Annotated in this window: 24 protein-coding genes; 10 read left to right on the plus strand and 14 right to left on the minus strand. The window is 42.2% G+C overall.

Going from position 1 to position 24,361, the window contains the following annotated elements; genetic code table 11:
• Positions 1–308: 308 nt before the first annotated feature.
• The gene (locus tag PN499_RS00355) at positions 309–995 is read right to left on the minus strand and encodes a Uma2 family endonuclease (RefSeq protein WP_272029601.1); all 687 of its coding nucleotides are present in this window, start codon (positions 993–995) and stop codon (positions 309–311) included.
• Positions 996–1,204: 209 nt separating this feature from the next.
• Here PN499_RS00355 and PN499_RS00360 point away from each other — a divergent pair, with 209 nt between their 5' ends.
• The 3 genes from PN499_RS00360 (at position 1,205) to ccmS (ending at position 5,451) form a co-directional block, all read left to right on the plus strand.
• A complete protein-coding gene (locus PN499_RS00360) occupies positions 1,205–2,668 on the plus strand; it encodes an RtcB family protein (protein WP_272029602.1) in 1,464 nt (487 codons plus the stop codon).
• Between the two features lie 339 nt (positions 2,669–3,007).
• Positions 3,008–4,807, plus strand: coding sequence for an ABC transporter ATP-binding protein (locus tag PN499_RS00365; protein ID WP_272029603.1), 1,800 nt, complete (start codon positions 3,008–3,010; stop codon positions 4,805–4,807).
• Between the two features lie 215 nt (positions 4,808–5,022).
• Positions 5,023–5,451 carry a beta-carboxysome assembly chaperone CcmS gene (gene ccmS / locus PN499_RS00370; RefSeq protein WP_272029604.1) on the plus strand — a complete coding sequence of 143 codons (429 nt, stop codon included), beginning with the start codon at positions 5,023–5,025 and terminating at the stop codon, positions 5,449–5,451.
• Between the two features lie 96 nt (positions 5,452–5,547).
• Here ccmS and PN499_RS00375 read toward each other — a convergent pair whose 3' ends face one another.
• Positions 5,548–6,486 (minus strand): fused MFS/spermidine synthase, encoded by a 939-nt coding sequence (locus PN499_RS00375; RefSeq protein WP_272029605.1) that lies wholly within the window; start codon positions 6,484–6,486, stop codon positions 5,548–5,550.
• Positions 6,487–6,593: 107 nt separating this feature from the next.
• Here PN499_RS00375 and PN499_RS00380 point away from each other — a divergent pair, with 107 nt between their 5' ends.
• Positions 6,594–6,728, plus strand: a complete 135-nt coding sequence (locus PN499_RS00380; protein ID WP_272029606.1) for a hypothetical protein — start codon at positions 6,594–6,596, stop codon at positions 6,726–6,728.
• Entirely contained in the window at positions 6,709–7,290 is a 582-nt protein-coding gene (locus PN499_RS00385) for a Uma2 family endonuclease (protein ID WP_272029607.1), read from the plus strand. Before PN499_RS00380 ends, PN499_RS00385 begins: the two co-directional genes overlap by 20 nt.
• Before the next feature lie 312 nt (positions 7,291–7,602).
• On the opposite strand, the gene PN499_RS00390 is transcribed toward PN499_RS00385, so the two are convergent.
• The 8 genes from PN499_RS00390 to PN499_RS00420 all read right to left on the minus strand — a co-directional run bounded on the left by PN499_RS00390 (position 7,603) and on the right by PN499_RS00420 (position 13,315).
• Entirely contained in the window at positions 7,603–8,712 is a 1,110-nt protein-coding gene (locus PN499_RS00390) for a pentapeptide repeat-containing protein (RefSeq protein WP_272029608.1), read from the minus strand.
• A 71-nt stretch (positions 8,713–8,783) separates the two neighbouring features.
• Entirely contained in the window at positions 8,784–9,677 is an 894-nt protein-coding gene (locus PN499_RS00395; RefSeq protein WP_272029609.1) for a hypothetical protein, read from the minus strand.
• Positions 9,678–9,762: 85 nt separating this feature from the next.
• Entirely contained in the window at positions 9,763–10,002 is a 240-nt protein-coding gene (locus PN499_RS29530; protein WP_334311642.1) for a hypothetical protein, read from the minus strand.
• A complete protein-coding gene (locus tag PN499_RS29535) occupies positions 9,990–10,142 on the minus strand; it encodes a hypothetical protein (protein ID WP_334311643.1) in 153 nt (50 codons plus the stop codon). Before PN499_RS29535 ends, PN499_RS29530 begins: the two co-directional genes overlap by 13 nt.
• Before the next feature lie 98 nt (positions 10,143–10,240).
• Positions 10,241–10,450 (minus strand): type II toxin-antitoxin system HicB family antitoxin, encoded by a 210-nt coding sequence (locus PN499_RS00405; RefSeq protein ID WP_272029610.1) that lies wholly within the window; start codon positions 10,448–10,450, stop codon positions 10,241–10,243.
• A 43-nt stretch (positions 10,451–10,493) separates the two neighbouring features.
• A complete protein-coding gene (locus PN499_RS00410; RefSeq protein WP_272029611.1) occupies positions 10,494–10,673 on the minus strand; it encodes a hypothetical protein in 180 nt (59 codons plus the stop codon).
• A gap of 220 nt (positions 10,674–10,893) precedes the next feature.
• Positions 10,894–12,354: a DUF5009 domain-containing protein gene (locus PN499_RS00415; RefSeq protein ID WP_272029612.1), complete on the minus strand. Its 1,461-nt coding sequence runs from the start codon at positions 12,352–12,354 to the stop codon at positions 10,894–10,896.
• A gap of 7 nt (positions 12,355–12,361) precedes the next feature.
• The gene (locus PN499_RS00420) at positions 12,362–13,315 is read right to left on the minus strand and encodes a polysaccharide deacetylase family protein (protein ID WP_272029613.1); all 954 of its coding nucleotides are present in this window, start codon (positions 13,313–13,315) and stop codon (positions 12,362–12,364) included.
• Between the two features lie 310 nt (positions 13,316–13,625).
• Here PN499_RS00420 and PN499_RS00425 point away from each other — a divergent pair, with 310 nt between their 5' ends.
• The 4 genes from PN499_RS00425 to PN499_RS00440 all read left to right on the plus strand — a co-directional run bounded on the left by PN499_RS00425 (position 13,626) and on the right by PN499_RS00440 (position 17,750).
• Complete coding sequence (locus PN499_RS00425; protein ID WP_007356302.1) at positions 13,626–14,294, plus strand: DUF3318 domain-containing protein; 669 nt, start codon at positions 13,626–13,628, stop codon at positions 14,292–14,294.
• A gap of 222 nt (positions 14,295–14,516) precedes the next feature.
• The gene (locus tag PN499_RS00430; protein WP_272029614.1) at positions 14,517–15,518 is read left to right on the plus strand and encodes a sugar transferase; all 1,002 of its coding nucleotides are present in this window, start codon (positions 14,517–14,519) and stop codon (positions 15,516–15,518) included.
• Positions 15,519–15,523: 5 nt separating this feature from the next.
• On the plus strand, positions 15,524–15,961 hold the full coding sequence (locus PN499_RS00435) for an ATP-binding protein (RefSeq protein ID WP_272029615.1): 438 nt from the start codon (positions 15,524–15,526) through the stop codon (positions 15,959–15,961).
• A 523-nt stretch (positions 15,962–16,484) separates the two neighbouring features.
• Complete coding sequence (locus tag PN499_RS00440) at positions 16,485–17,750, plus strand: WcaI family glycosyltransferase (protein WP_272029616.1); 1,266 nt, start codon at positions 16,485–16,487, stop codon at positions 17,748–17,750.
• Positions 17,751–17,958: 208 nt separating this feature from the next.
• On the opposite strand, the gene PN499_RS00445 is transcribed toward PN499_RS00440, so the two are convergent.
• From PN499_RS00445 to PN499_RS00460, 4 genes are all read right to left on the minus strand, one after another.
• On the minus strand, positions 17,959–19,437 hold the full coding sequence (locus tag PN499_RS00445; RefSeq protein ID WP_272029617.1) for a GTP-binding protein: 1,479 nt from the start codon (positions 19,435–19,437) through the stop codon (positions 17,959–17,961).
• Between the two features lie 311 nt (positions 19,438–19,748).
• On the minus strand, positions 19,749–19,928 hold the full coding sequence (gene rpsU / locus PN499_RS00450; RefSeq protein WP_272029618.1) for a 30S ribosomal protein S21: 180 nt from the start codon (positions 19,926–19,928) through the stop codon (positions 19,749–19,751).
• A 614-nt stretch (positions 19,929–20,542) separates the two neighbouring features.
• Positions 20,543–20,863, minus strand: coding sequence for an RNA recognition motif domain-containing protein (locus tag PN499_RS00455; protein WP_007358317.1), 321 nt, complete (start codon positions 20,861–20,863; stop codon positions 20,543–20,545).
• A 195-nt stretch (positions 20,864–21,058) separates the two neighbouring features.
• A complete protein-coding gene (locus PN499_RS00460; RefSeq protein WP_272029619.1) occupies positions 21,059–22,363 on the minus strand; it encodes a hypothetical protein in 1,305 nt (434 codons plus the stop codon).
• Between the two features lie 596 nt (positions 22,364–22,959).
• On the opposite strand from PN499_RS00460, the gene PN499_RS00465 reads away from it, so the two are divergent.
• Positions 22,960–24,324 (plus strand): UDP-N-acetylmuramoyl-tripeptide--D-alanyl-D-alanine ligase, encoded by a 1,365-nt coding sequence (locus PN499_RS00465; RefSeq protein ID WP_272029626.1) that lies wholly within the window; start codon positions 22,960–22,962, stop codon positions 24,322–24,324.
• Positions 24,325–24,361: the final 37 nt, after the last annotated feature.

Here is a 24,361-nt window from a genome sequence, read left to right on the forward strand (position 1 = left end):
GGGGAAGATGGGGAAGAGGGGGAAGAGGGGGAAGATGGGGAGAGGGGGAGATGGAAATAGAATTAGGGAGTTTGGTGGAACTCATAATGTCTTAACTAACTTGGGGGTTGCTATATATAAAGTTTTGTAACAAATATCTGATTTGAGGTAAAAATCGCATTTTCACTCTGACAAACAGATTGATGTCAGTTAAGTAAATTCACCTAATTAAACATCAGATCGGGAGGGCTAAAAAGCTGACTTTATAAACATTCTTCCTTCTTTCCTAGATAACTAAATTTTTCTTCCTTCTTCCTTCTTCCTTCTACTTACTCAGCACTCAGAGTCGCGATCGCTTGTGCAAACCAATTAGCCGCACTAATATTAGTCCCTTGATTTAAACGCTCTAAAGTTTCTTCTAGCAAAGCAATTGGTAAGCCCGATAAAGCTACAGATTCTTGTATTTGTTCGTAAATTCCACTTGACTGTAAACGGAAGGCAAAGACTCGTTTTCCCTTAACATCAATTGCCCAATATTCAGGGATACCTAAATCTGCATAAAGTTTCTTTTTTTCATCTAAATCTGTGGCTAAAGTAGTATCTCCAACTTCCCCTACTAAATCGGGAACTCGCCATTGATTCAAATTAATTAATCGCTGTTCTCCTTCTTGCCATTGGGGGACACCTTCACCAATATATAAAACTAAATCTGGTGAGGCGGCTTGCGTGTTTGGCTTTTCGATTAAACAGCCTCCCAGAGAGCTAGCTGTTTGTGCTACTTGGCGACTAAACCAGATAAAAAATAGCATCGTGAATAGGTTATTGATGCTAGCATGATTAATTCCTTCGCCACTCATATCATCAACAAAAAGGTAGTTGCCATTAAAAAACAGTCTGGCTCTCTCAAGGGTAGGATCGTCGCGATATACCAAGTAATCCTCCCAAGTGGCGGGTATCCATTTGGGTAACTTGTTAGCGATCGCGCCTTGGCGGACTTGGGAAATTAAAGTAGTCATAGATTAAGTTTACGGCGAACTATTTCTGTAATTTTAACTTTTTTGTTATGCAGTTGACATCTCTAAAATTATAGGGCAGGATATAGGTAATGTAAAAAGTTGCCTTCAACTTTTATACAAAAAGACTGCGGCTGCTGAACCTAAGTCTTTTAACTCTTCACAAATCATCGCTTCATGGAGGTTGCTCTGCAACTTGCCAGAAACTACTTATGCAGCAGCCAAAAAATCTCAATCGGCTCCTGCGAGCTTTAGCTCGTGAGGGTTTGGATGTCAGTTACAATAACAAAGTTTACTCAATTTGTCTCAATAGTTCCCTAAAATTTGACGGAGACGATCGCGCTGCTAAAACAGCAGAAATTTTGCTCCCAGAAGGTTTTCCAGTGGAAGCAAAAGCGCTCAAACAATTGGCAAATTTAGCACAAGTTCGCCATCCTAAAGGTGGTTGTGTTTGCTGCGCGATCGCGACTCCAGATTTTCATCCCGGAGATGCAGGAGTAGCGATCGGTTCCGTTGTGGAAACCCAAGGAATTATCGTTCCTGCTGCTGTCGGTTCTGATATTAACTGCGGGATGCGGTTGCACGTTGCCGACTTGACGATCGATCGCTTCCTCGCCAAGCGCGATCGCTTTGTGGAACTGATGAAAGGCGACTACTTTTTTGGCACTCGCGATGTCGCCATGACAGCCAAAACCGCTCGTTCTATGTTCCAATACGGCATTCCCGGATGGCTGGATGGTATGCGGGACAAGGCAACTGGCAGTGCGATCGATTCCGACTGGACGCAGTTAGCCAAGGAGTGCGATCGCGTCTACTTAGGCGGTTCCATGAATGGGGATGAAAAATGGGCCCCCGCCGAACTCGTACCCAGCAGTGGAATCGTGCGCGACGGCGGACTTGCAACCATTGGCGGTGGTAATCATTTCGTGGAAATTCAGGTAGTTGAGGAAGTTGTAGACAAGGCTTATGCTTACAATTGGGGAGTGCGATCGGGTCAACTCGCCTTTATGATTCACTCAGGATCGCGCAATGTCGGCAAATACATCGGCGGAATGTGGCGCGATCGCGCACAGGAAGCCTGGCCAAAGCACCTCAAAACCCCCGAATCTCGGCTTTTCCCCCTTTCAGTCCACGACACCCCTAACCTCGTTGCAGACTACCTACAAGCAGAAGCAACCGCCGCTAACTACGGTTTTCTAAACCGCCTGCTGCTAGCAGAATTGCTACGTTTGCGCCTGCGACAAGTTTATGGCGATATCGAGGCCCCTTTAGTCTACGATTTGCCGCACAATATCACCTTAGCTGAAGGTGCCGGTTGGGTAACGCGCAAAGGCGCTTGTCCCGCACATTCTGGACAGCCTGCGATCGTCCCCGGTTCGATGGGTACGCCGTCTTACCTGTTGGTTGGCCTGGGAAACCCCCAATTTCTCAATTCAGCATCTCACGGTGCAGGTAGAGCGCGATCGCGCTTCGATCTCACTCGCCAAGGGGCCGACAAAACAGAAGAAAAATTGGGTTTAACTGGGGTGGATTGCATTACTTTACGCGAGGAGCGTAGAATTGAAGAAGCCCCAGCCGCTTATAAACCAATTCAACCAGCGATTAACGCTCAAGTTGAAGCTAAAATGGTTGACATTGTGGCTATAATGCAGCCAGTGCTGACATTTAAAGCGTAAATAAACGCGCTTTAGGTACATCAAAATCAAAGCAGTTGTTGACTCTTAATCTACCCGTTAGGCGAGCGGGGATGAAAGTCTCCGCTTAATAGCAAAAGTCGGTTAAAATTCAGATCTTGTACCATTCGCAAAAACCTGTAGGGGCGGGTTCGCCAACAGCTTTAACGGTAATGCAAAGGCTAAAAAACCCGCCCCCACACAGCGATTGAGTCCTTTACTGACAATGGTGCAAAATCTAAATTTTCACCTACTTAAGCTATTAGCCAGGGAATAAATTCCCTGGCTGGTGATAAGAGGTAGTACAAAATCTGAAATTTACCCACTTACCTACATCCTAAATTGTCACCAAATCTACCCAAATCTAAACCTCCTCTCAATCGCCTGCTGAAATATGGACGACGTTATCGCGTACAAATTTGGCTGGCAAGTATTTGCTCAATTTTAAATAAAATCTTCGACTTAGCACCCCCAGCTTTAATCGGCGCAGCCGTTGACGTAGTAGTAAAAAAAGAAAATTCATTCATGGCTCAATGGGGCGTACAAGATGTCTTTTCCCAACTGTTAATACTTACTCTCCTCAGTTTCATTATTTGGGGATTAGAATCTGTTTTTGAATATGCCTATGATTGGTTATGGCGAAATTTGGCTCAGAACATTGAACATGACTTACGCATCAATGCCTATACTCACCTCCAAGAATTAGAATTAGCTTATTTTGAAGAGCGAAGTTTGGGCGGATTGATGTCCATACTTAACGATGATATCAATCAATTGGAGCGCTTTTTAGATAGCGGCGCAAATGACTTGCTCCAACTCGTGACCACCGTAATAATTATCGGTGGTGCTTTCTTTCTGGCATCTCCCAATGTAGCTTGGTTCGCCATGTTGCCGATGCCATTTATTATCTGGGGTTCGATTGCTTTTCAGGGATATCTTGCTCCCCGTTATGCCGATGTGCGGGAAAAAGTAGGTTTACTTAACGGGCAATTAGCAAATAATTTAAGCGGGATTACAACTATTAAAAGTTTTACCGCCGAAGAGTATGAAATTAAGCGGATTGAGAAAGAAAGCGAAGCTTATCGGCAAAGTAACCGTCGCGCAATTGTGCTTTCTGCTGCTTTTATTCCCGTAATTCGAGTAATTATTTTGTTGGGTTTCACAGCTACTTTGCTAGTTGGTGGCATGGAAACAGTCGCGGGTAGAATGTCCGTCGGTACTTACAGCGTATTGGTATTTTTAACACAGCGCTTGCTTTGGCCTTTGACGCGGTTGGGTGACACTCTCGATCAGTATCAACGGGCGATGGCTTCTACAAATCGAGTGATGAATTTGCTGGATACTCCGACTACAATCCCTACGGGAGATATCCGCTTGCCAATTAGTGCTGTCAGAGGAGAGTTAGAATTTGAAAATGTCACCTTTGCCTATCATCAAAGACAGCCAGTAATTAGGTATTTTTCTCTCAAGATTCCCGCAGGTAAAACTATTGCGATTGTGGGTTCGACTGGTTCGGGAAAAAGTACACTCGTGAAATTATTATTAAGGTTTTACGAGATCCAATCAGGTAAGATTACGCTGGATGGAATTGAATTAAATAAACTGAATTTGAAGGATTTACGGCGAGCAATTGGGTTAGTGAGTCAGGATGTATTTCTATTTCACGGTACGGTAGCAGAAAATATCGCCTATGGTACTTTTGACGCAACCCCTAAACAAATCGCGTTAGCGGCTAAAATTGCGGAAGCGGAGGAATTTATTAAGGAATTGCCGCAAGGTTATGAGACAATTGTAGGGGAGCGAGGTCAAAAATTGTCGGGGGGACAGAGGCAGCGGATTGCGATCGCACGGGCAGTTTTGAAGAATCCGCCTATTTTGATCCTTGATGAAGCGACATCGGCCGTAGATAATGAAACTGAGGCAGCAATTCAGCGATCGCTGGAACGGATTACGAAAAATCGGACAACGATCGCGATCGCACATCGTCTTTCTACCGTCCGCAATGCTGACTGTATCTATGTAATGGAACAGGGAAGGCTGGTAGAATGGGGAAGGCACGAACAACTGCTGGAACAAAATGCAGTTTATGCCGCACTTTGGCGCGTCCAATCTGGTTTAAAATCAAATATTGTAGGGGAGTAAGTAGGCGAATATATGTATTCTTTAGTCATGGCGAAAATATATTAAAGTCCTTGTCAAAGCAGTGAAATAATCCCAAATTCTTGAGATTGCTTCGCTTAGCTCACCATGACACAGTTGTACTCATAATGATATACTGATGTTTGCAAGGAGATAGTTAAGTTTAATTATATCCGCCTACTTATTATTCCCTAATTGACAATAAACAAGAGGATAAAATGTTATTATTTGGTGTTCCTCAACAGGATCGAGACGAAAACAACTGGCGACGGAAATTAGATAAATTCATCAAAGCTAATCAGCAAGAAATAGCTGCTTTAGCTTGGGGTCTATTGTTAGAACGTGGTAAAGAAAGCGATCAAACTCTGGGAATTGATATTGAACCAACACCGCATTTCGTCTATTGTAGCAGAGAAGCAATAGAAACGCTGAACCGGAATGTGAAGGATCATATTCAGGAGATTTTGGGAGTTTTAGATGCTCACGATCCTGAGAAAGAAGTGGTAATTATTAGCATTGGCGAAGGTCAAGTTAAAATGATCCAATTTGAACCGGAACTCCCACTCGCTACTTGTTTTGAGCAAGTTGCAACGGACGTAGATACATTGCTAGAGCGTCTAGAAAAGCGAATGAAGGAGTGTATATAGCTTGTTAACGGTTAACTGTTAGCAATTAGTGATAATAGTAGGTTGGGTGTAACGAAGTGAAACCCAACATCAGGATTGTAGCAATACTTTTCAGGATTAGTATAACCAGGAGTTAAAATAACCCGCAGGCGGCGACTCATCCCTCAAAACTTGAGCTTTGTCTAAATTAGGGACAATTTCCGATAATTCTTTACCTGCTTCGATCTCAATGGCTCTATCTGCTAAAGAAAAGGAAAACTGATGATAATCTTGTAGATAGTTGACTCTTTCCATAATTTCATTTTTATCAATCGCACTGCTATTAGTAGCAATAATAATACTATTAACTTGATTCCAAGGACATATATATATTTGTGCAAATACACTTTGGATAGTCTTTACTTTTTCAGCATAGAACTCATCCCTTTGCAGCAGATTGACTGCAATAACTCCATCCCTTGATAAGTGTTGTTCGCAAAGTTGATAAAATTCCTTTGTTCCTAATCCCTGTGGCATATAACCGCTGCCCAAGAATACATCAGTCATAATTATATCATACTGAATATCTTGATTCATTTGCTCAAGATACTCTCTTCCATCTTGAATTACCAATTGGAGTTTATCATTAAATTGTACTCCGAAAAACTTTTGGGCAACCGCAGGCGCAGTTGGCTCAATATCAGCACATTCAATCGCAGCATCAGGGAAATAGTGATGTAAAACTAGGGGAATCCTCCCACCGCCAAAGCCAGCAATATAAATTTTCTGGGGTTCTGGTTTCCAGACTAAAGTTAACAGCATTGCTTGAGTGTAAGCGGAGACTAAATCTAGGGGATTATTTAAGTTAAGCACCGATTGCACTAAATCCGTGTTTAAATTAATCTTTTCTACTAAAGCTAATCTCACCTGAGATTTATCCTTTCTAACTATCACAAAGTGAACTCCTGAAGGTTCGCAATAAAGGATTCCATCTGGTTGTATTTGTAGCCAAGCGAGGCGCTGCTGAATTGCTTGTAAATTGGTAGATTGCCAATTCTTTTTGCGATCGGATATCATAAATATTAGCTAACCTTTAATGGGATTGCAGTTTCTTCTATGCTACCAATTCTATACTTAATACGGCATGGCACGTCTAGATTACATAGTTGTAGGGTAGTACCTCCTTGCCTACTCCTGACCGCGATAGCTACGCTTCACCCAGAGTATTGCCCCTACAAAATTACACAATTGATTTAGACGTGCTATTTTATGGAAAAGCGATCGCGAAAGGTGAATCAGATGGTTGTCGCAATTTCTAAGGCTGAATTGAATCAAGGTAGAGCTTTGCTGTCAAATGTGACATGGGAGACTCTGGAAAAGTTAGATATAGATTTGGCTGAAACTGGGGCACGTTTAACTTATTTGGATGGGTGTTTAGAAATTATGGCTCCTTTATCTGAGGAACATGAAGAACCGAAAAAAACTTTAGGTCAGCTTGTAGAGATTTATATGCGGATGAAAAACATTCGTTTTTATGCACGCGGTAGTACAACCATCGGGATGAAGGAATTGGGCGCACGGAAGGAACCGGATGAGTCTTATTGTTTGGGTACGCGAAAGTCAGTTCCAGATTTGGCGATTGAGGTGACAGTGACAAGTGGTGGAATTGATACGCTGGAAATTTATCGTCGAGTCGGTGTACAAGAAGTTTGGTTTTGGGAGGATGGTGTAATTTCGGTTTATTGTTTGCGCTCTACGGGGTATGAGTTGGTGAGTAATAGTACACTTTTGCCAGAGTTAGATTTAAGATTAATCGAGTTTTATTCGCGGATGGCGGATCAATATGATGCGGTGAATGCTTTTATGCAGTTGTTGAGGTAGAACTTGATAATCGCTATGAAATTACGATCTATATTTTAGACTGAATGTATGCTTTGAATACAGGATTAATGAGAAACATCGCTCGGGTTTCTATTTGCACTTTTTCAACTAAGCTACGTCTGCTTAAGGATTGGATGACTTGCCACAATTCAGCTTTAGAGAAGCCACTATCAGCAGGTTGTCGAGAAATATCTACGGCTTCATTTTGACTGGCTAACCAGTAGAATGTCTTTTTTTCTGAGTCTGATAAACGCTCTAGGTGAGATGCTAAAATTGGTTCTAAATCACCTAAAAATAAATCATTTTTATTATCTAAAAGCTATAGGCTATACTATCAATAATATTTGGGTATATTCCTCGCTTGATAATAGTTTCCCAACATCTCTCTATATCTTCTATATTAATACCTTGGCAACTTTTGTGAAATTCAAGGTATTGAAATATTGGTCGAGATAATTGAGATTGTAAATGTTTTTTTCTTTTTTCAGGAATTACGATATAAATTGGGAAGGTTGGGTCTATAAATGTTAAGGGATTTAATTTAACATTAGCGACAAAATCACCCATACGCAATAGTCCAGAGTGAATTGCAGTAGTGCATTCAATTTCAAATAATGCTACTACTTTAAACTGGTCTTTTTCATTTAGCCATATTACATCAATTAATTTACTAATTTTTTCAACTTTTTTTTCTAATCCACCCAAAGGGAATCCTTCCATTGTTAATTCTTTAAGTTTACCGAACCTATAGTCCCCGAAAGTATCGTCCCCGACTCTATACTCTCTGAATCTATAGTCCTTTAAGTGCTCGTTTCTAGCAATCCATACTCTATAGCCTAATTTTTGTCCTATCTCTGCGAGAATTCCCTGCATTTTAGTATGTATTGAAATCTTTGGTAATAAAAGCGGTGGATATTTTTTCGGGAAACTATTTTGATATTTTGGTTCACATTTTAATTTTATTTCAATCGGTTTAATTGTGTATTCTTCAAATAAATTTAACTGAATTATATCGCTTTCTTCAATTTCTTCAAGGATTTTTTCCACTCCTATAGCATCGGTTTTATCAGCCCTTTCGATATTTTTTACTTTTTTTTGATAAGCATTGGTAAGGTTAGCGCCTCTAATATTAGCCCAATCTAGGTCTGCTCCTTCAAGATTTGCATCTCTCAAGTCTGCATAAATAATATCTGACCATTTCAGATTAGCTTCTATAAGAGATGCCCCTCTTAATTGAGCGCTGATTAAATTAGTATAGCTTAGATTGCTATAATTTAAGTTTGCATTGCTCAAATTTGCACCACTTAGATTAGCAAAGCTCAGATCAATTTCTGTCAAATCAGCATCCATTAAGTCACAACCATGAAAATCTCTTCTGCCTTCTGCATAAAGTTGTTTCAGTTCGTTTTCATCTATATTCATAAACTCCTCTCAACTATTTTATTAAAGTACATTGCTTTAAGTGAATGTAGAGCATATTATCTGTGTTCGCCCTACCTACTCACTGGCTGAAACCCCTGCACAAAAGTCATCCAGCGTGGTATTTTATCACCTGTAATATTTAGGATGGGAATATTGAAACTTCTGACATCGGGGCGACCGGTTTCACCAGCCGAAAAAGTAATATTCGTAGGTTCCAATTTACCTAAACCATAGGCACTAGCTATTTGATTAGCAAGTTGGCAGGTTATTACAAAACTTCCCATATTAATCGTGCCACCCCCAGCCTCGTAATTCCAAGTAATACCGGGTGTTAAATTTCCCTGCTGACACATAAAGTGGGTAACTTCAAACATTTTAGCAATGTGAACATCATATCGCCTTAAGCGTCCTCCATAGGCCGATGCTCTGGTATCGTTTTCTGGTACTATAATCGATCCAAATCCTTCGTCAAAACCAAGCTTCATCGGTAGTGCTGTGGAACTTGTAAGCGGTTGACTCGCTTGGGGTTGTACGCGAGTCGATGATATCTGTACTGGTTTGACAAATTGACTATTAGCACGAACGAAACAACGTTGCACCCCACCAGTAGCGTAGTTTTTTCCTACAAAAAGCCAAGGTAAACCCCTGGTATCCCGGAAAGTACCAGCAGCATTACTAGGAAAGCTTTCAAAACGTTGTCCCTGTTTTAAAACACCAACTACAGACCAATTAAAAATATTAAATGGAGTTCGATTGTCAACACGCATAAGTTCTTCAAAAGAAGAATTCATGCGACAATTTAACCCATTTGGGTCTGGGTCTACTACTTCCCAATAAGTATGATAAGCTCTTCCCATATAATCCCCTTGATTATTAGGACTTGGGAGAGGTGCAGTAGAACCCAGTTTAGCTGTTCCTAATACCAGAAGAGTTGCAAGAGTAATGGTTTTTAATTCTTTTAACATGAGGATCGCTTTTTAAACACTACATCGATCATAGTATTTAATGATTTTATGAAACACTAACTCTATCATACTTTGGGATAAAAAACTATAGTTCAGACTTAAACTTAGCCTTAGCTGCTCGCAGTTTTTCCCATGCAGCTTCGGTTCCTGGTTGTGGTGGTTGCGCTGCAATTCTCGCAATCAGATCGCGATTTTTTTCTTCATAATACAGCCGCAGTTCCTCCGCTTCTTTAAGCACCTGTTGATACTCAACTTCAACATCAGCGCGATTGACCTCAATATAAGCTAAAGCCGCGTTAATTTGTGCTTCTGTCAGATCGAACAATCCCCTACCCTAATAAACTTAGGTGGATATTGAGCCGTCACATAGTCCATAATGTCGTAGATAGTGATGCGCGTACCCGCGATCGCGAGTCCTCTTTCTGTACGAATAATAGCTGTTTGTTCGTTAGATATATTTGTCATACTTATAGTCTCCTAGAAGTTATTTCTATTTTAACTCACCGTTCTCTAGTATGCGAACTATTTCCTGTGGTTTTAGAACTGGATATATTGCTCATAATTCATCGGATCGCAATCTGTTTTGTCCCTATAAACTCTGTCTCAATAACGAGATCCTCATCTTCTAGGAGCATCTCAATTACCTCACGTAGATTCTCCTGTAACTCATCCAATGTTTCTCCCTGGGAATGTGCCCCAGGAAACCCAGGAATATAACCAATGTAAAGATTGGTATCCGAATCTTTTTCGATTATAGCAGTAAATGTTTTCATAAAATTCGCTTTCTAGCTTGTCGCCCAACTACATTTCCTTGTATCATTCTGCCGTCCTGACCAATGTACCACCAACAGCGTAAACCGCATCAAAACCAATCCGTTCCCCCCAAATTCTTGCATTAGCCTGTTTAGCTCGTAATTTGCCACTTGTCACCACCAAATCTTCACCAATTTCATATTCACCCGTCTCCACATTGTATTTAAGGATTTTAATATTCATTAATTGTATCATATTTGAGAATCAATTGACCCAACTTTCTCGAATTTATAATTTCTCCCGATCGCTAATATCAACTTTAGCCTATCCCAAAATTAAGGAGCCATCAGGCGACTTCTTTGGTAACTGTAAGGTTAATATTATCAATGACGGGTAAAGGAAGATTCAGGGTGAGACTAAGTAAAATCCAGTCTTCTAATACCACTTGCAATTAAGACTTACATCACGTCCTTAAAAATAGTTTCAACCTACTAAAAACCATCACAATCAAAGCCAAAGTTAAAGTATAAGCAAATCCTCTCAAAAACCCCTTAATTGGGTCTGTAGAACTCATCTCTACAATCACAGGTTCCCATTTACTTAAAACCAGAACTGGCCAGATAAGATTAGCAAAACCCGCATATCCAATCATCGGATTAACACCATTGTCGATAAATAGTTGTAACCAAGCTTTCTTTTTAAAGAAATCTACTAAAATAGTCAAAGCAATCAACATAAAAATTGCCAACCCCGTTGTCACAAAAAAGTAACTCAAGGTTGCTGAATCTTTCTTAATCCCTGCTTGATAAGGCTCTAGTAATAATCCTAAAGCCAACCAGTAAAATCCCCAACAATAAAGTTTATATAGTAAGTTTTCCGTAGTATTACCCGGATTTTTTACTAAAATCCATCCTAACAAACAAAGTACAAACGTTAATAATGTAGTTTGCCATAGCCATCTAGCTTGCAATCCTATTAATAGAATTAAATTGAGAGCGAACATCAAAATCATTATGCTAAAATAGCGCCAGCTATTCCATCTAGCTTGACTTTCATCTTCCGGCGACGAATATTCTATCCATCTGCAAAGTAAATCGCCCACAATAGTACCCGGAATTACAATAAATAAATACTTTAAATAATCAAATTGAAAAATCCAAGGTGCAGGCGATGACGACCAAATCAATTTAATCCAACCTTCCGAACCAGAAGACAATCGCATCGCCAACAAAAAAGCTAACAATCCCACTCGTAACCACACATTTGAGCGAGTAAATAACCAAATTAGAGAACCAAAAACAGCCATATTGGTCAATACAACTAAGATAATATCGCTGCGTTCCAGAGAAAAGCCATTTCCGTTTGGATAAGTTATATTAGATACGAAGATAAACCCTAAAGTCCAAGCACTAAGTGTTATTCCTGTTCGCAGCCAGGAAAACCAAGATTTTGGTAAACGGACAAACATTAAAAATAGGATTAAAAATCCCTGTAAAGCTAGCCACCATTTTTGCGAACTTGCCTCATTAGGATTGATGACAGTTGGTCGAATATGTTGAAGAAATATTGCAAACGATCCTAACAAAAATCCTCTTTGGAGGATGGATAAAATCACTTTTTTTGTATCGCATCCTTTGGCAATGCGGCGAGATAAAGCCAGCGGTATAGCGGCCCCCATTGCGAATAAAAAGAATGGGAAAACTAGATCGACCCATGTTAATCCAGCTAGTTTAGGATTGAAGAGATGACTAGGTGGTGGCTCTTGGGCGTGGTACATCCAAGCAGGTAATGTTTTGCGAGCAATTGTCCCTGATAAAACCATTGCTAAAACAGCAATTCCCCTTAGCGCATCTAGTGCATCAGCGCGTTTAGTAACATTAGGAGTAGACATATCTTGAGAATTTACCATGTCTCTAGTGTTCATAAAATCTCTAGTCAATCGCTTTAAATTTACTTCTAATTAAGCTTCGCAGCCAACCTCCTGCTGCCATTGTTGTCAGTCTTTCTACTGAGTGTTTCTTGTTGGCAGTCAATCGGGGTATGCGATACGGATTTGTTCCCCAAAAACCGAGCTTTAAACTTAGGCTATTGTACAAATATCCCGATAAGTAATATTTTGATACGTACTTATCAACTTCTTTATTGACAGCGCCATAGGGGTAGGCAATGTGAGAACCAACTGTTCGATTTGGATCTAAATCTTGAGTGCATTTCCTCAATTTAATTTGAGCCTGCTCTAATTCTCGCACTAAAGCTTTCGCAGAAATCCTGGTTAAATTTTCATGGTTAAGTCCGTGAGATTGGAGGTCATAAAAACCTTTTTCAAAGCCTTCCCGTAACTCTTTACAGTTGGCTTTGTCTAAAGTTTTACCGCGTCGGCCGATAAATCCGGGATTGACAAATAAAACTACTTTGATTTTTTGTCCATATTTATTTTCAAGTCTTTCTAAGATGGGGAGGAGATTTGTATAGACGCTTTTATAGCCATCATCGAAAGTAATCATTACCTTTTTTTGATGACGGTGTTCAGGGGGTAACACTTGACTGGGTTTACTTAGGTAATAATCATAGAGTTCTTGAGTAGATAGAAACCAATAGTTATCTCGCACTAAATTATCTAAAAAAGCTTCTAAGTCTTGCTGGTAATAATCGCTTTTTAATTCGGTTGGCAATGGGAAAGCTCCTGGCTTATTCTGAATATCAACAATATCATGGAAACCAAAGACGGGGATTTTTACTACAAACGTTGCTTCGAGAACTTTGGTAATTAGCAAAGTCAGAAGGAAGGCAAACAACAGGCTAAACAGGCGCTTTTTGCTGATAGTTTTAAGAGGAAAGATAGGCTTAAAATAACGAGGAAATTTATAAACCAAAAAATTTCTCATTGACAGTCAAAACCTAATTTTTTTTGCAAATTTCATGACTTGGCAAGCCTCTAAGTTACTGTGCATCGTTTCTAGAAGATAACGATTGAGATGGTATCGCCTGTTTTACCTACAAGTTGGTCTCCTCAAACGAGGCACTAAGCCTCAAGAACTTCCCTCCACCCCCAACTAGGAGAGAACTCACCCCCCGATAGGCAAACAATATTTTAGAATATCGTAATCTGTAGAGTGTTCTTAAACGCACTTGCCGCGATATACTTCAAAATATAGAGGCTTGTTTTCCGTTTGAATTTTCCCAAGGGCCGGAGCTATGACATCCTATGCAACCTCCACTGCTAGAGCCGAGATGAGTGAGATCCGGCGATTGAAAGGCATACTGCCGCCAGAACTGCAAAGCTGGGTCACAGTAGAAAAGACCGTAGAGGTCAATCCACCCCTGATCCGCAGCGAAGAAATAGGCAAAGACCAAGTAGAAATTCAAATTGACCTGATCCGTTGGGAACAACTAGCAATGGATCAGAGAAATTTGCTATTCTGGCATGAAGTAGCCAGAGTTCAAAACGATACGATCGCCAAAGACGGCTGGGAAATGGCAGCCCTCGCCATCGGCTTAGGTGGCGCAGTCGGCGAACTGTGGGTACAAGACGGCTTACTACTGCTGCTGGCATTAGCCCTCTGCGGCGTGTCAGGTTGGAGACTCTATCAAAAAAATAATGGAGAGAAAAACCTCAAAGAGGCAGCAGAAGCAGACGAAAAAGCGATCGCTCTTGCCACTCGCTTCGGCTACACCCTCCCCAACGCCTACAAAAGCCTGGGAAGCGCCCTCAAAACCCTAGTGGAGCAAACCTCCAAAAAGCGGCAGCGAGCCAGATACGAAGCACGGCTGCAAGCCCTCAAACGCAGTGCAGCCAAAGCCAAAGCCAAAGTCAAAAGTAGCGATCGCCAAACCGAACAATCAGAAAACGTCTACAACTTATAACTATCTTGGGGAACGGCATCAGTTTCAGCCATCAGGTTTCAACATCACTCTGAACAACTCGGCTCTGAGCAATCAGAAGTCGCGTTCCCCCCTCCGCCCAAGCCCAATCCCATCTTGCCTGAAGCCCAATCGCATTTTGTAAGCGATACATCGATCGACTTATAAAAATTTAAGACAGAATAGGCGATAAGATACTAGCTTGAAATTTGGAATCAAGACTTCATGGTCAGCCAAACCCCAGAGGCAGAGTTTCGGGTAACTTACAAGGGCGAGATTCCCTCCGTTCATTTGCCCGTTCGTTTGAGTGTACTTGAGGCCGTAGCCTTTAAGACCACCTGCCAGCAATTTTTCTCTGGGACTACCATCCCTAGTGAAATCATCCTTGATTTTAACCAGACCACATTCATAGACAGCAGCGGAATCGGTGCCCTGGTCAGCAACATGAAAGTAGCTAGGCAAAAGGGCAGCAACCTAGTGCTGCGGAGAGTCAACCCGCAAGTAATGGCAGTATTTGCCCTCACCAGCCTAGACCAAGTATTGACCATCGAGCAACCCGCCCCCAATGCAAACTCAACAGAAACTCACCACTCAAAAGACAATCAGCTACCGATTACTCATCCCTCAGTACGCTCTTGGGTAAAGCGCCTCATAGACATCGTAGGAGCTTTAGTCGGTTTAGGAATTACAGGAATTTTATTCCTACCAATAGCCATAGCCATTACCATTGACAATCCCGGCCCCATATTTTTCGGGCAAACCCGTTGCGGGTGGATGGGAAAGCATTTTCGGATCTGGAAATTCCGTTCCATGTGCGTCAACGCCGAAGCCCTCAAATCCCAAATCAAAAACCAAGCCTCTGGAGCCATCTTTAAAAACGATAATGACCCCCGGATCACGCGAGTAGGCAGAATCATGCGGAAGACAAGTCTCGACGAACTGCCTCAATTTTGGAACGTACTTAAAGGCGAGATGAGCCTCGTCGGTACCCGCCCCCCAACCCCCGATGAAGTTGAGCGTTACGAGGTTCCCCAGTGGCAACGTTTAGATGTCAAACCCGGCATGACCGGCGAGTGGCAAGTTAACGGCCGCTCTTCTGTGCGTGACTTTGAAGATGTCATTCGCCTGGATTTAAAATATCAACAAAACTGGAGCCTGATGTACGATCTGAAATTAATTTTCAAAACTATAGCCGTCCTGTTTAATAAAAACAGCGGTGCTGTATAGAATTAATGAAAGATGAGCAACTAAGGGTTAAATCTCATCTTCAGGTTCACAGCAACCTGAAAGATTTAACAGTTGTTTTAGAATGGTTAGAAGAAATTGCACTTCCCCTCCTCCCCCATCAACTATGGTGGCAGTGCCAATTAATTTTAAACGAAGGCTTTACAAATGCTGTCCGCCATGCTCACCAAGACTTACCTCCTGAGACTCCCATTGAATTAGATCTCAAAATATATACCAATTCTTTAGAAATTCTAATTTGGGATCGCGGTCAACCATTTAACCTAAAAGAAAAGTTACAATCCATCTTAAAACAGAACTCCGACCCCTTAGAAGCAGAAGGAGGAAGAGGGCTAATGTTCATAGACAAGCTTACCGACGAACTTCATTATATTCGTACTCCTGACGATCGCAATTGCCTAATTATGCGAAAAAGCATAACTTGACTATTATTAACTTAAGCAGGAGTGAATACTTCTTAAGTAACGCGACCCTCTGGGTGGTTTCTTTACCGCCCAGAGCGCGGCGCTAAAAATAAATTCGGGTTTAGTCGGATTAAAGATAATAAAGGGTGAATTTTACTTAGTATCTTAGATTTATAGCATTTCTCAAGCAAGCGAGGTACGCCCTAGCAATCAGAAATTAGCAATTAGCAATTATAGCAATCGCCAAGGTGGTTGGGACATTTTAGTTTCCTCAAACCCTTAATTCTATTCCCTTCTTCCTCTTCTTTTCTGAGCATGGGAGCATCGTAGTTCCTCTTTTCCCCTTCTTCCCCTTCTTCCCTGAGCATCCTAGCCCCTAACCCCTAGCCCCTAAGCAGGCAGGTGTACATCATCTACCGCAGAAATGCTATATAGATTCAACAGCCTCTAGAGAAAACAGGAAGCAGGGTAAGTCCACAATAATTAACTGGGTGCATCTGTCTCCGTTGATTAGGCAGGAAACATTTGCTTCAAACTTAAAATTATGCGTATTTTGATCTATTCCTATAACTACTACCCAGAACCCATAGGCATTGCTCCCTTGATGACAGAACTAGCAGAGGGTTTAGTCAAGCGAGGCCATCAAGTTCGGGTAGTCACAGGTATGCCCAACTATCCGCAGCGCCGGATTTATGAACAATATCAAGGCAAGTGGTACCTGACCGAAGAGAGAAACGGTGTCAAAATTCAGCGTAGCTACGTGCGGATCAACGGCCCCCATCCCACCTTGCTAGATAGACTCTTACTCGACGGTAGCTTTGTAGCTTCCAGTTTCTTCCAAGCTTTCAACGGTTGGCGACCTGATGTGATTTTCTCCACTGTACCCCCTTTGCCGATTTGCGTCCCAGTCGCCATTTACGGAGGGTTTCGCGCCTGTCCCATCGTTCTCAATGTTCAGGATATCGTTTCGGAAGCAGCCGTGCGTGTTGGTCTGGTGAAAAAAGATAGCTTGCTGATTCGGATTGCCGACACTTTGGAAAAATTTGCTTATCGCACAGCTACTCATATTAGCGTAATCGCTGATGGATTTGTTGAAAAATTACTTTCGCAGGGAGTATCTCCTAATAAAATTGTTTGTATTCCTAATTGGGTTGATGTCAATTTCATTGGCCCTTTACCCAAAGAAAATAACCCCTTCCGGGAATCTCACCAACTCACAGGCAAATTTGTTGTGCTTTACTGCGGCAATATTGCTCTCACTCAAGGTTTACAAACAGTTGTTAAGGCCGCAGCTCGTTTAAAGGATATCCCTGAAATTGCTTTTGTAATTGTGGGAGAACCGACGGCATTAGGGGAATTACAGAAGGACTGCGATACTTATAAAGCTCCTAATGTTTTGCTATTACCCTTTGAGCCACGAGAAAAATTACCCCAGATGTTAGCGGCGGCTGATGTTAGTTTGGTAGTGCAAAAGCTGCGCGTCACTAATTTTAATATGCCCTCAAAAATCCAAGTAATTCTGGCTTCTGGCCGGGCAATTGTGGCCTCAGTGCCAGAAACAGGTACGGCAAATAAAGCAGTCTTAGAAAGTGGTGGTGGTGTTGTAGTGCCTCCTGAAGACCCCCAAGCCTTAGCAGAGGCGATTCAAGAGTTATATCTTCATCCCGCTCAGGTGGAAGCTTTGGGTCAGCAAGGTAGAAAGTATGCCGTCGAACACTATGGTTTTGAGGAAGCTTTGAATCAGTATGAGGCTCTATTCTCCGCCGTTGCAGCTCGTAGAACCCCAATCTTCGAGCCGTTGCCCAAATAGGGATGAGAAGGCAAAATATAACAACCGCTAATGGCTAATGGCTAATGGCTAATTGCTAATTGCCAATTGCTAATTGCCAATTGCTAATGGCTCATAGCTCATGGCTACCTTCCCCATCTCCCCCATCTCCTCTGCTCCCCCATCTCCTCTGCTCCCCCGCTCCCCCGCTCTTTCCCTAGCCCCTAACCGACGAAAGTGGTTGCTATACTTATCGCTCTTTTCTCACTCTTCCCACATCTCCCAAATTCAACTTAGCCCGCAATTCATCCTTAATCCTATTCAGGATAGAACCCTCGTCCAAAGAAGCCAAAATTCTACTGACAACAGCTTTGGGCCCATCGTCTCCCCAAGATGCACCATTAGCCAAATAAGCTTTAGTTACCTGTCCAATTCCATAGGAAGAAACGCCAGCAACCCCAGCTTGAGTGACGGCTACAGATAAATAAGGCGCTAAAGATAATCCACCCGTTGCAGGTGCAGCCATTCCTAACAAACCTTTGAGAGAACTCAAACCAAAATTAGCCACCAATTCGCTCGCAGTAATTCCGCCCATACTAATCGCCATTTTTTGCAACAATTCTACTGCTCCCGCTTCTGTCATCCCAATTCCGTAAAGCTTAGATAGTGTTAATACCATTGCTACATCAATTACAGCACCGCTGAGAATGTCGAGAACAGTAATCGGATTAAGCGCGATTGCTACCGCCTTAGTCATCACCCCATTCCAAATAATTTTATTAGCACTATCTTCGCGAATCTCCATTTTTCGCTTCACTAACTGCTCGTTCACATCACCCGCATAGAGCATCGTATTTAGCGCCACTAAAGATTTACCTTCGCGGTCTAAAATCTCCAGAATTTTAAGTTTTAAATCATCTATTTGCGGTGTTCCGCGAGTCATTTTGACATTCATACTGCCATCAGCACGCCGCACAGCATTAGGAATTAAAGGCGAAGCCGCCGCCATCACGATTTCATCCGGTGACAGCAACTCTCGCACCCGCTCGTCCCGAATTTTGTGATAGATGGCAATGCGATCGGCATCAGGATAGTGATCGATTTTGTTGAATACTAAAAGCATCGGTTTCCCAGCTTCGCGCAACTGAGAAAGCGCCTCGTATTCTACTTTAGTGATGTCACCCGCAACCACAAATAGAATTAAATCAGCCTGTTTCGCTACCTGACGCGCCAAAGCTTCGCGAGTCTCGCCATCTACTTCATCAATCCCCGGAGTATCGATTAATTCAACCTGGGATAAGCGATAGATAATGGGAGCGTTAGAAAGCACTGGCAATTGTCGCTGAGTTTCTAATTTACCGCACTCCCCATCTCTCCTACTCCCCATCTCCTCTTGACCTATATCCCACTCACCAATCGTCATGCTGCGGGTAACACCGTGAGTCGGGCCAGTTTCAAAAACATTTTGCCCTAATAGAGCATTCAAAACTGAAGATTTACCACGCCCTACCATGCCAAATACTGCTATTTGCACGCAAGTTCGTTCTAACTTGTCGAGCATTTTTTGTAGCCCCCCAATTGCGGGTTCGAGTCCGCTACGTTCTTGGGGTGTCAAGTCCATATTTTCTACTATGTCTCGCAGAGCTTCTCTTGCGTGCCGCAAGTTCAGTTCGGACTGAATATCTGCAAAGTTTAAAATGGTGTTATCCAGTTCTTTATCGATTTCCATTAAGCTAGGGGCTAGGGAAGAAGGGGCTAGAGGTTAGGGGCTAGGGAAGAAGGGAATAAAATCAGCTTTCAGTAATTTAGAATGTCCTAACCACTTTGGCGGTTCCTACAAATAGATTCTTAACAGTTAACAATTAACAGTTAACAGTTAACAATTAACAATTAACAATTTAAAAGCGGACTTTGCCTTAACCGCAAAGACCGCCTTTACTAATTTATAACTGCGGAAATCAAATGGGCGGATGCCACACTTTGCAGTTAATACGATCGGAACATGACGGCTCCCGCAATGTAAGTCAGGGAATAATCCCCTTAGCGGAAACGTCTGTCGCGCCGTCGCGCAACTGCTTTGCGCTTGCGCTTTTCCAGTGGAGTTTCAAAGTGTCGGCGCTTCTTGACATCCGCCAAAATCCCTGCACTAGAGACTTGACGCTTGAATCGGCGCAAGGCTGATTCAATTCTTTCATTCTCGCCGAGTAGCACTTGAGTCATTCTTCCTACTTCCTTGTAATTCCCAATTAAAGATTATGCAATTACTAGGCTATCGAATTTTGACACTTCCAACCCTACAGGGTATGGAATTTTTTAGAGATTTGGCTCTAAATATCCCTATTACTAGATTACTGGGGTTCTTGGTCGCAATCCTTTTGCCTTAAAAAGATGAGCTGCTATGTTAGCATTACAACAGCAACAACAAGCATTTAGGGTCGATTTCTCCTTGGTTGCGCGGAGTCTCCCTGTATCTTTTAAAATGGTTAGGAATTTGCTTCCCAAACTTAAGTTTGTGTATCCGTCCCACAACTCTAGATTACACGATACTAAGGATGTTTTCAAGATTTGCTACAAACTTTATCACCCATACGACTTAACCTATTACTTACGTAACGCCGCCATCCTGGCGGTCAAGAAACCGGGCCTGGAAAGCGACCGTACTAAGATTTTGCGTAAGTCCTGACTCAGATATTTTGACTGAGGCTCTTATGCAGAGTGCCGAGAGCGATCTTCGTCGGGTAGAGTGGGCTTAGGTGGCAGTAAAAATTTGGGGCATTATTTTACGTTTTGCCGTTTTGCCTTAATTTTAAATTTTAAATTCTAGTGTTTCTAAATTAATAGCGTCCTCCCCCTGCTCTAGAAGATTTGCCGCCGTTACCGCTGCGGTTGCCGCCACCTCTATCTCCTCCTTCTTCGCGGGGTTTGGCTTTGTTCACTTTCAGCTCGCGTCCCATCCATTCTGCTCCGTCGAGAGCTGTAATAGCGGCTTCTTCTTCTGCATCGGTTGCCATTTCTACAAAACCAAACCCTCGCGGACGACCAGTTTCACGGTCTGTAGGCAAGTGTACGCGCTTGACAGTTCCGTATTCGGCAAAGACGGTAATGATGTCTTCTTGGGTAACTTGGTAGGAAAGATTACCTACATAGAGCGACATAGAATTCCTCCCGACATTAAATTATGTAAAGATTCAGTGGGGGAGAAATGCCTGTTGATACAGAAAAGGGGACTTTTTTTAGAATTCTGTAGCAATAAACAAAGCCTACAACTGAATCTGATTCATAACTGATATTTTAACATAAAATTGCCAATCGCTCGTGGGTTTTATCCCTACCTTGACCCCTGATTATTCCTAGCAGAGGTAAGAGAGGTCAACTGAGCCAAAGTTGGTACTCAGAGCTAAGTTCAGATTTTCTAGACCTTTGACTAACCAGAGGACTCCTTCTCGCGCTGTAGACTCGTAGTGGTTGAATAGAATTGCAAACCGCTTTTCTAGATAGGGTTTGACTTGACGGCAAATCAGCACAATTTTGAGCAGGAGGCCGGTTGTTTGGGTTGCACCCACGTTAGAAATTAGGTCTATAAATACAAAGTGATTGGGCCGCTGAGGACTTTCCACTACTAGAAAGTTCAACATTTGGCTGCAAGTTCTGATCATTAAGAAGTCAGTGAATTTTTGGGAGTCGCATTGGGGAAAGGTGTTTCTTAGTTGCTTATAGAGTTTTTCGTTAAATTGCTGCTTGCCATAGGTTGAGTCATTGGTGGTGGTAATTAGGTATTCGTATAAGTCATCTTTAAAACTGCGATAAGATTGGTTGTAATTGGTATTGCTGAGAAAGCGGTGGGCAAAATTCCGATAGCTGTCGGCTCCTTCGACTTTGCCAATAAATTGTTTGAGGGCGAAAAAGAGTTCGCCATCGTTCAAAAGAGTGGGGTTTTTTATCGGTTGTATAATTCTCCCGAAGGATACTGAGGTTTCTCTCCGAGCTACTTGGGATTTTCTCACTGCGTGAGCTACATATTGGGAGAGGTCGATTTCAAATTTACGCTGATTTTCAGTTTGAATTTTTTTGATGGTTTTCTGGTGTTCGTAGGGACTTCCTTCACTGAGCAGACAGTGTTTATATAAGTATGGATATCGAGGAATTAATGTTCCTAAAGGCTTGGTTTGGGCTGTGTTGCTGTTGCTGCTGTTGTTTGCTTCTCGGCTTTGGCTCATCACTTTTGCCAAGCGTTGTAGGGTGACGTACTGTTCAGTTTGAGTAAATTGTTTGACTAATTCAGGTAGCCCTATTTTGGTACGGTTGCGTAAATACTTTGCGGCTGGGCTAGAAGGGATACATTCAAATAGACCTATTAATTCAGGGATGGCTGTATGCTTGGCAGGATATGTCTGCCAGCGATTAATCAGGATATGACAGCAACGGTTGAGGATAAATTTAAATTCCTCTCCAGAATTTTTAGAGGCGATCAGCTTTTCAAGAGCCGCCGCTATTTCGGGATCGGGATATCCCGTACCTTCAATAAATAAACTACGAAAGCGCTCTATGAGCTCCGGTGGTTGCTCTAGCTGCACTTGGTCTAGCCAGTGGTTGTAGAGTAGCTGCTCTTCTGGATGGCTTTCTCGGTTGTAACCCTCTTTTAAAGTATTGTTCACTTGAAGTCACCTTCCCTCGCTTAGCTAGAATTTTTTAGCGCTATCTGCTTTGGGATTGCTGGGCGCTCGATCTTAGGTTAAGTTAATTATTATTTTTTCAACTTTCAACTAAGTCCTAAATTAAAGATTACACGAAGTGCTTGCTACTTTCAAGTAGTAGGCTTAAAAATTACTCTAAAATTTGTAAAGTTTGGATAAACCTTGCGTAAATCTTCGCTTTAGGTGACGGGATGAGGGGGTCAAGACCTTAGAGGGGATGCTACAGCCTTTTTGAGACCTAAAATTAGGGTTTTCAATCGCGATCGCAGCTACTCCCCGATCGAGTTTTTTGAAGATACTAAGTACATACACGGATAGAGAATAAATAAATGAGTCAGTGCAATCCCTACACTGAGGAATCAGGGGTAGGATTATCGGCAGATTATCAAAAGTAGGAAATAGGACTTTTATAAGTTAGGGAAAATTCTTCCTTTGGACGATCTAAATGATTAGTGTTGCCTAAATCTTTTCATTCTAAACTAATAATTTATAACTTGTGACTTCTATTGTCTTAGAATAGTTAAGCTAAATAATTTTGAAGTGTGAGTGTTGGTAGTATGGTTTGTCGCCCCACCCCCGCCCAATTAGCTGAAATTTTGGCTGTTGTACCGCCTGTACAGTCCGATCGTGCGATCGCAACGGGGATCGCGACAGATACACGGAATCTCAAGGGCGGTGAAGTGTTCGTCGCTTTGCGCGGAGAAAATTTTGACGGCCACAAGTTTGTGGCTAAGGCGTTGGAATTGGGTGCGATCGCGGCTGTTGTCGATCGCAGTTGGGAAAGCGAGGGTTTAGATCTGCCGCTATTACGAGTTGAGGATACTTTAAAAGCTTATCAGGCGATCGCTCGTTGGTGGCGCGACCAATTTAATATTCCAGTAATTGCCGTCACTGGTTCTGTGGGCAAAACTACTACAAAAGAATTAATTGCAGCAGTTTTGACAACCAAGGGAAACGTCCTCAAAACTCAATTAAATTATAACAATGAAATCGGAGTACCAAAAACTCTATTAGAACTTTCAGAGTCCCATGACTATGCTGTCATTGAAATGGGAATGCGTGCTTCTGGAGAAATTGCACTTTTAACTCAAATTGCGCGACCAACGATCGCAGTAATTACGAATGTGGGTACAGCCCATATTGGGCGGCTGGGTTCCAGAGAGGCGATCGCACAAGCCAAGTGCGAGTTATTAGCTGAAATGCCCAATGATAGCATCGCAATTCTAAACAGTGACAACGATCTATTAATGGCAACTGCTGCGAAAGTTTGGCAAGGAGAAACTCTGGCTTACGGCTTAGAAAAGGGCAATTTATGCCCCGAATTGATTGACGATCGAACAATATCTATTGATGGTATTAACTTACCTTTACCCTTACCCGGTCAACACAATGCGGTAAACTATTTAGCAGCTTTAGCAGTGGCAAAGGTTCTAGGTGTAAGTTGGGAACCTTTAAAGGGCGGTTTGTCAGTGGACTTACCGTCAGGAAGGGCCAAACGCTACGAGTTGGCTAATGATATTGTCATTCTAGATGAGACTTACAATGCAGGTTTAGAATCGATGATTGCAGCTTTGAAGTTATTAGCAGATACTCCCGGAAAGCGGCATATAGCAGTGTTAGGCACGATGAAGGAGTTAGGAGATCGCTCGCTTGAGTTTCACAGACAAGTAGGCGAGATGGCGCGGGAATTAAATCTGGATGCTTTATTTATCTTGGCAGATTTTGAAGAGGCTTCAGCAATTGCAAGTGGTGCGGCTGGTTTGCCTTTTGTGGAACTAGGAGATATCACCCAAGTTGATGCACGGGAGACGATGGCGAAGCGTTTGCAAGAGTTTGTAAAAGCTGGCGATCGCATTTTATTTAAAGCTTCGCACTCGGTGGAATTAAATCGAGTTGTAGAGCTGTTAACAGTTGATAGTTAACAGTTGATAGTTAACAGTTGACAATTACAAAGGTGTG

Origin of the sequence: Kamptonema animale CS-326, from assembly GCF_028330895.1 — a bacterium.
In the GTDB taxonomy this organism is placed as follows: domain Bacteria; phylum Cyanobacteriota; class Cyanobacteriia; order Cyanobacteriales; family Microcoleaceae; genus Kamptonema; species Kamptonema formosum.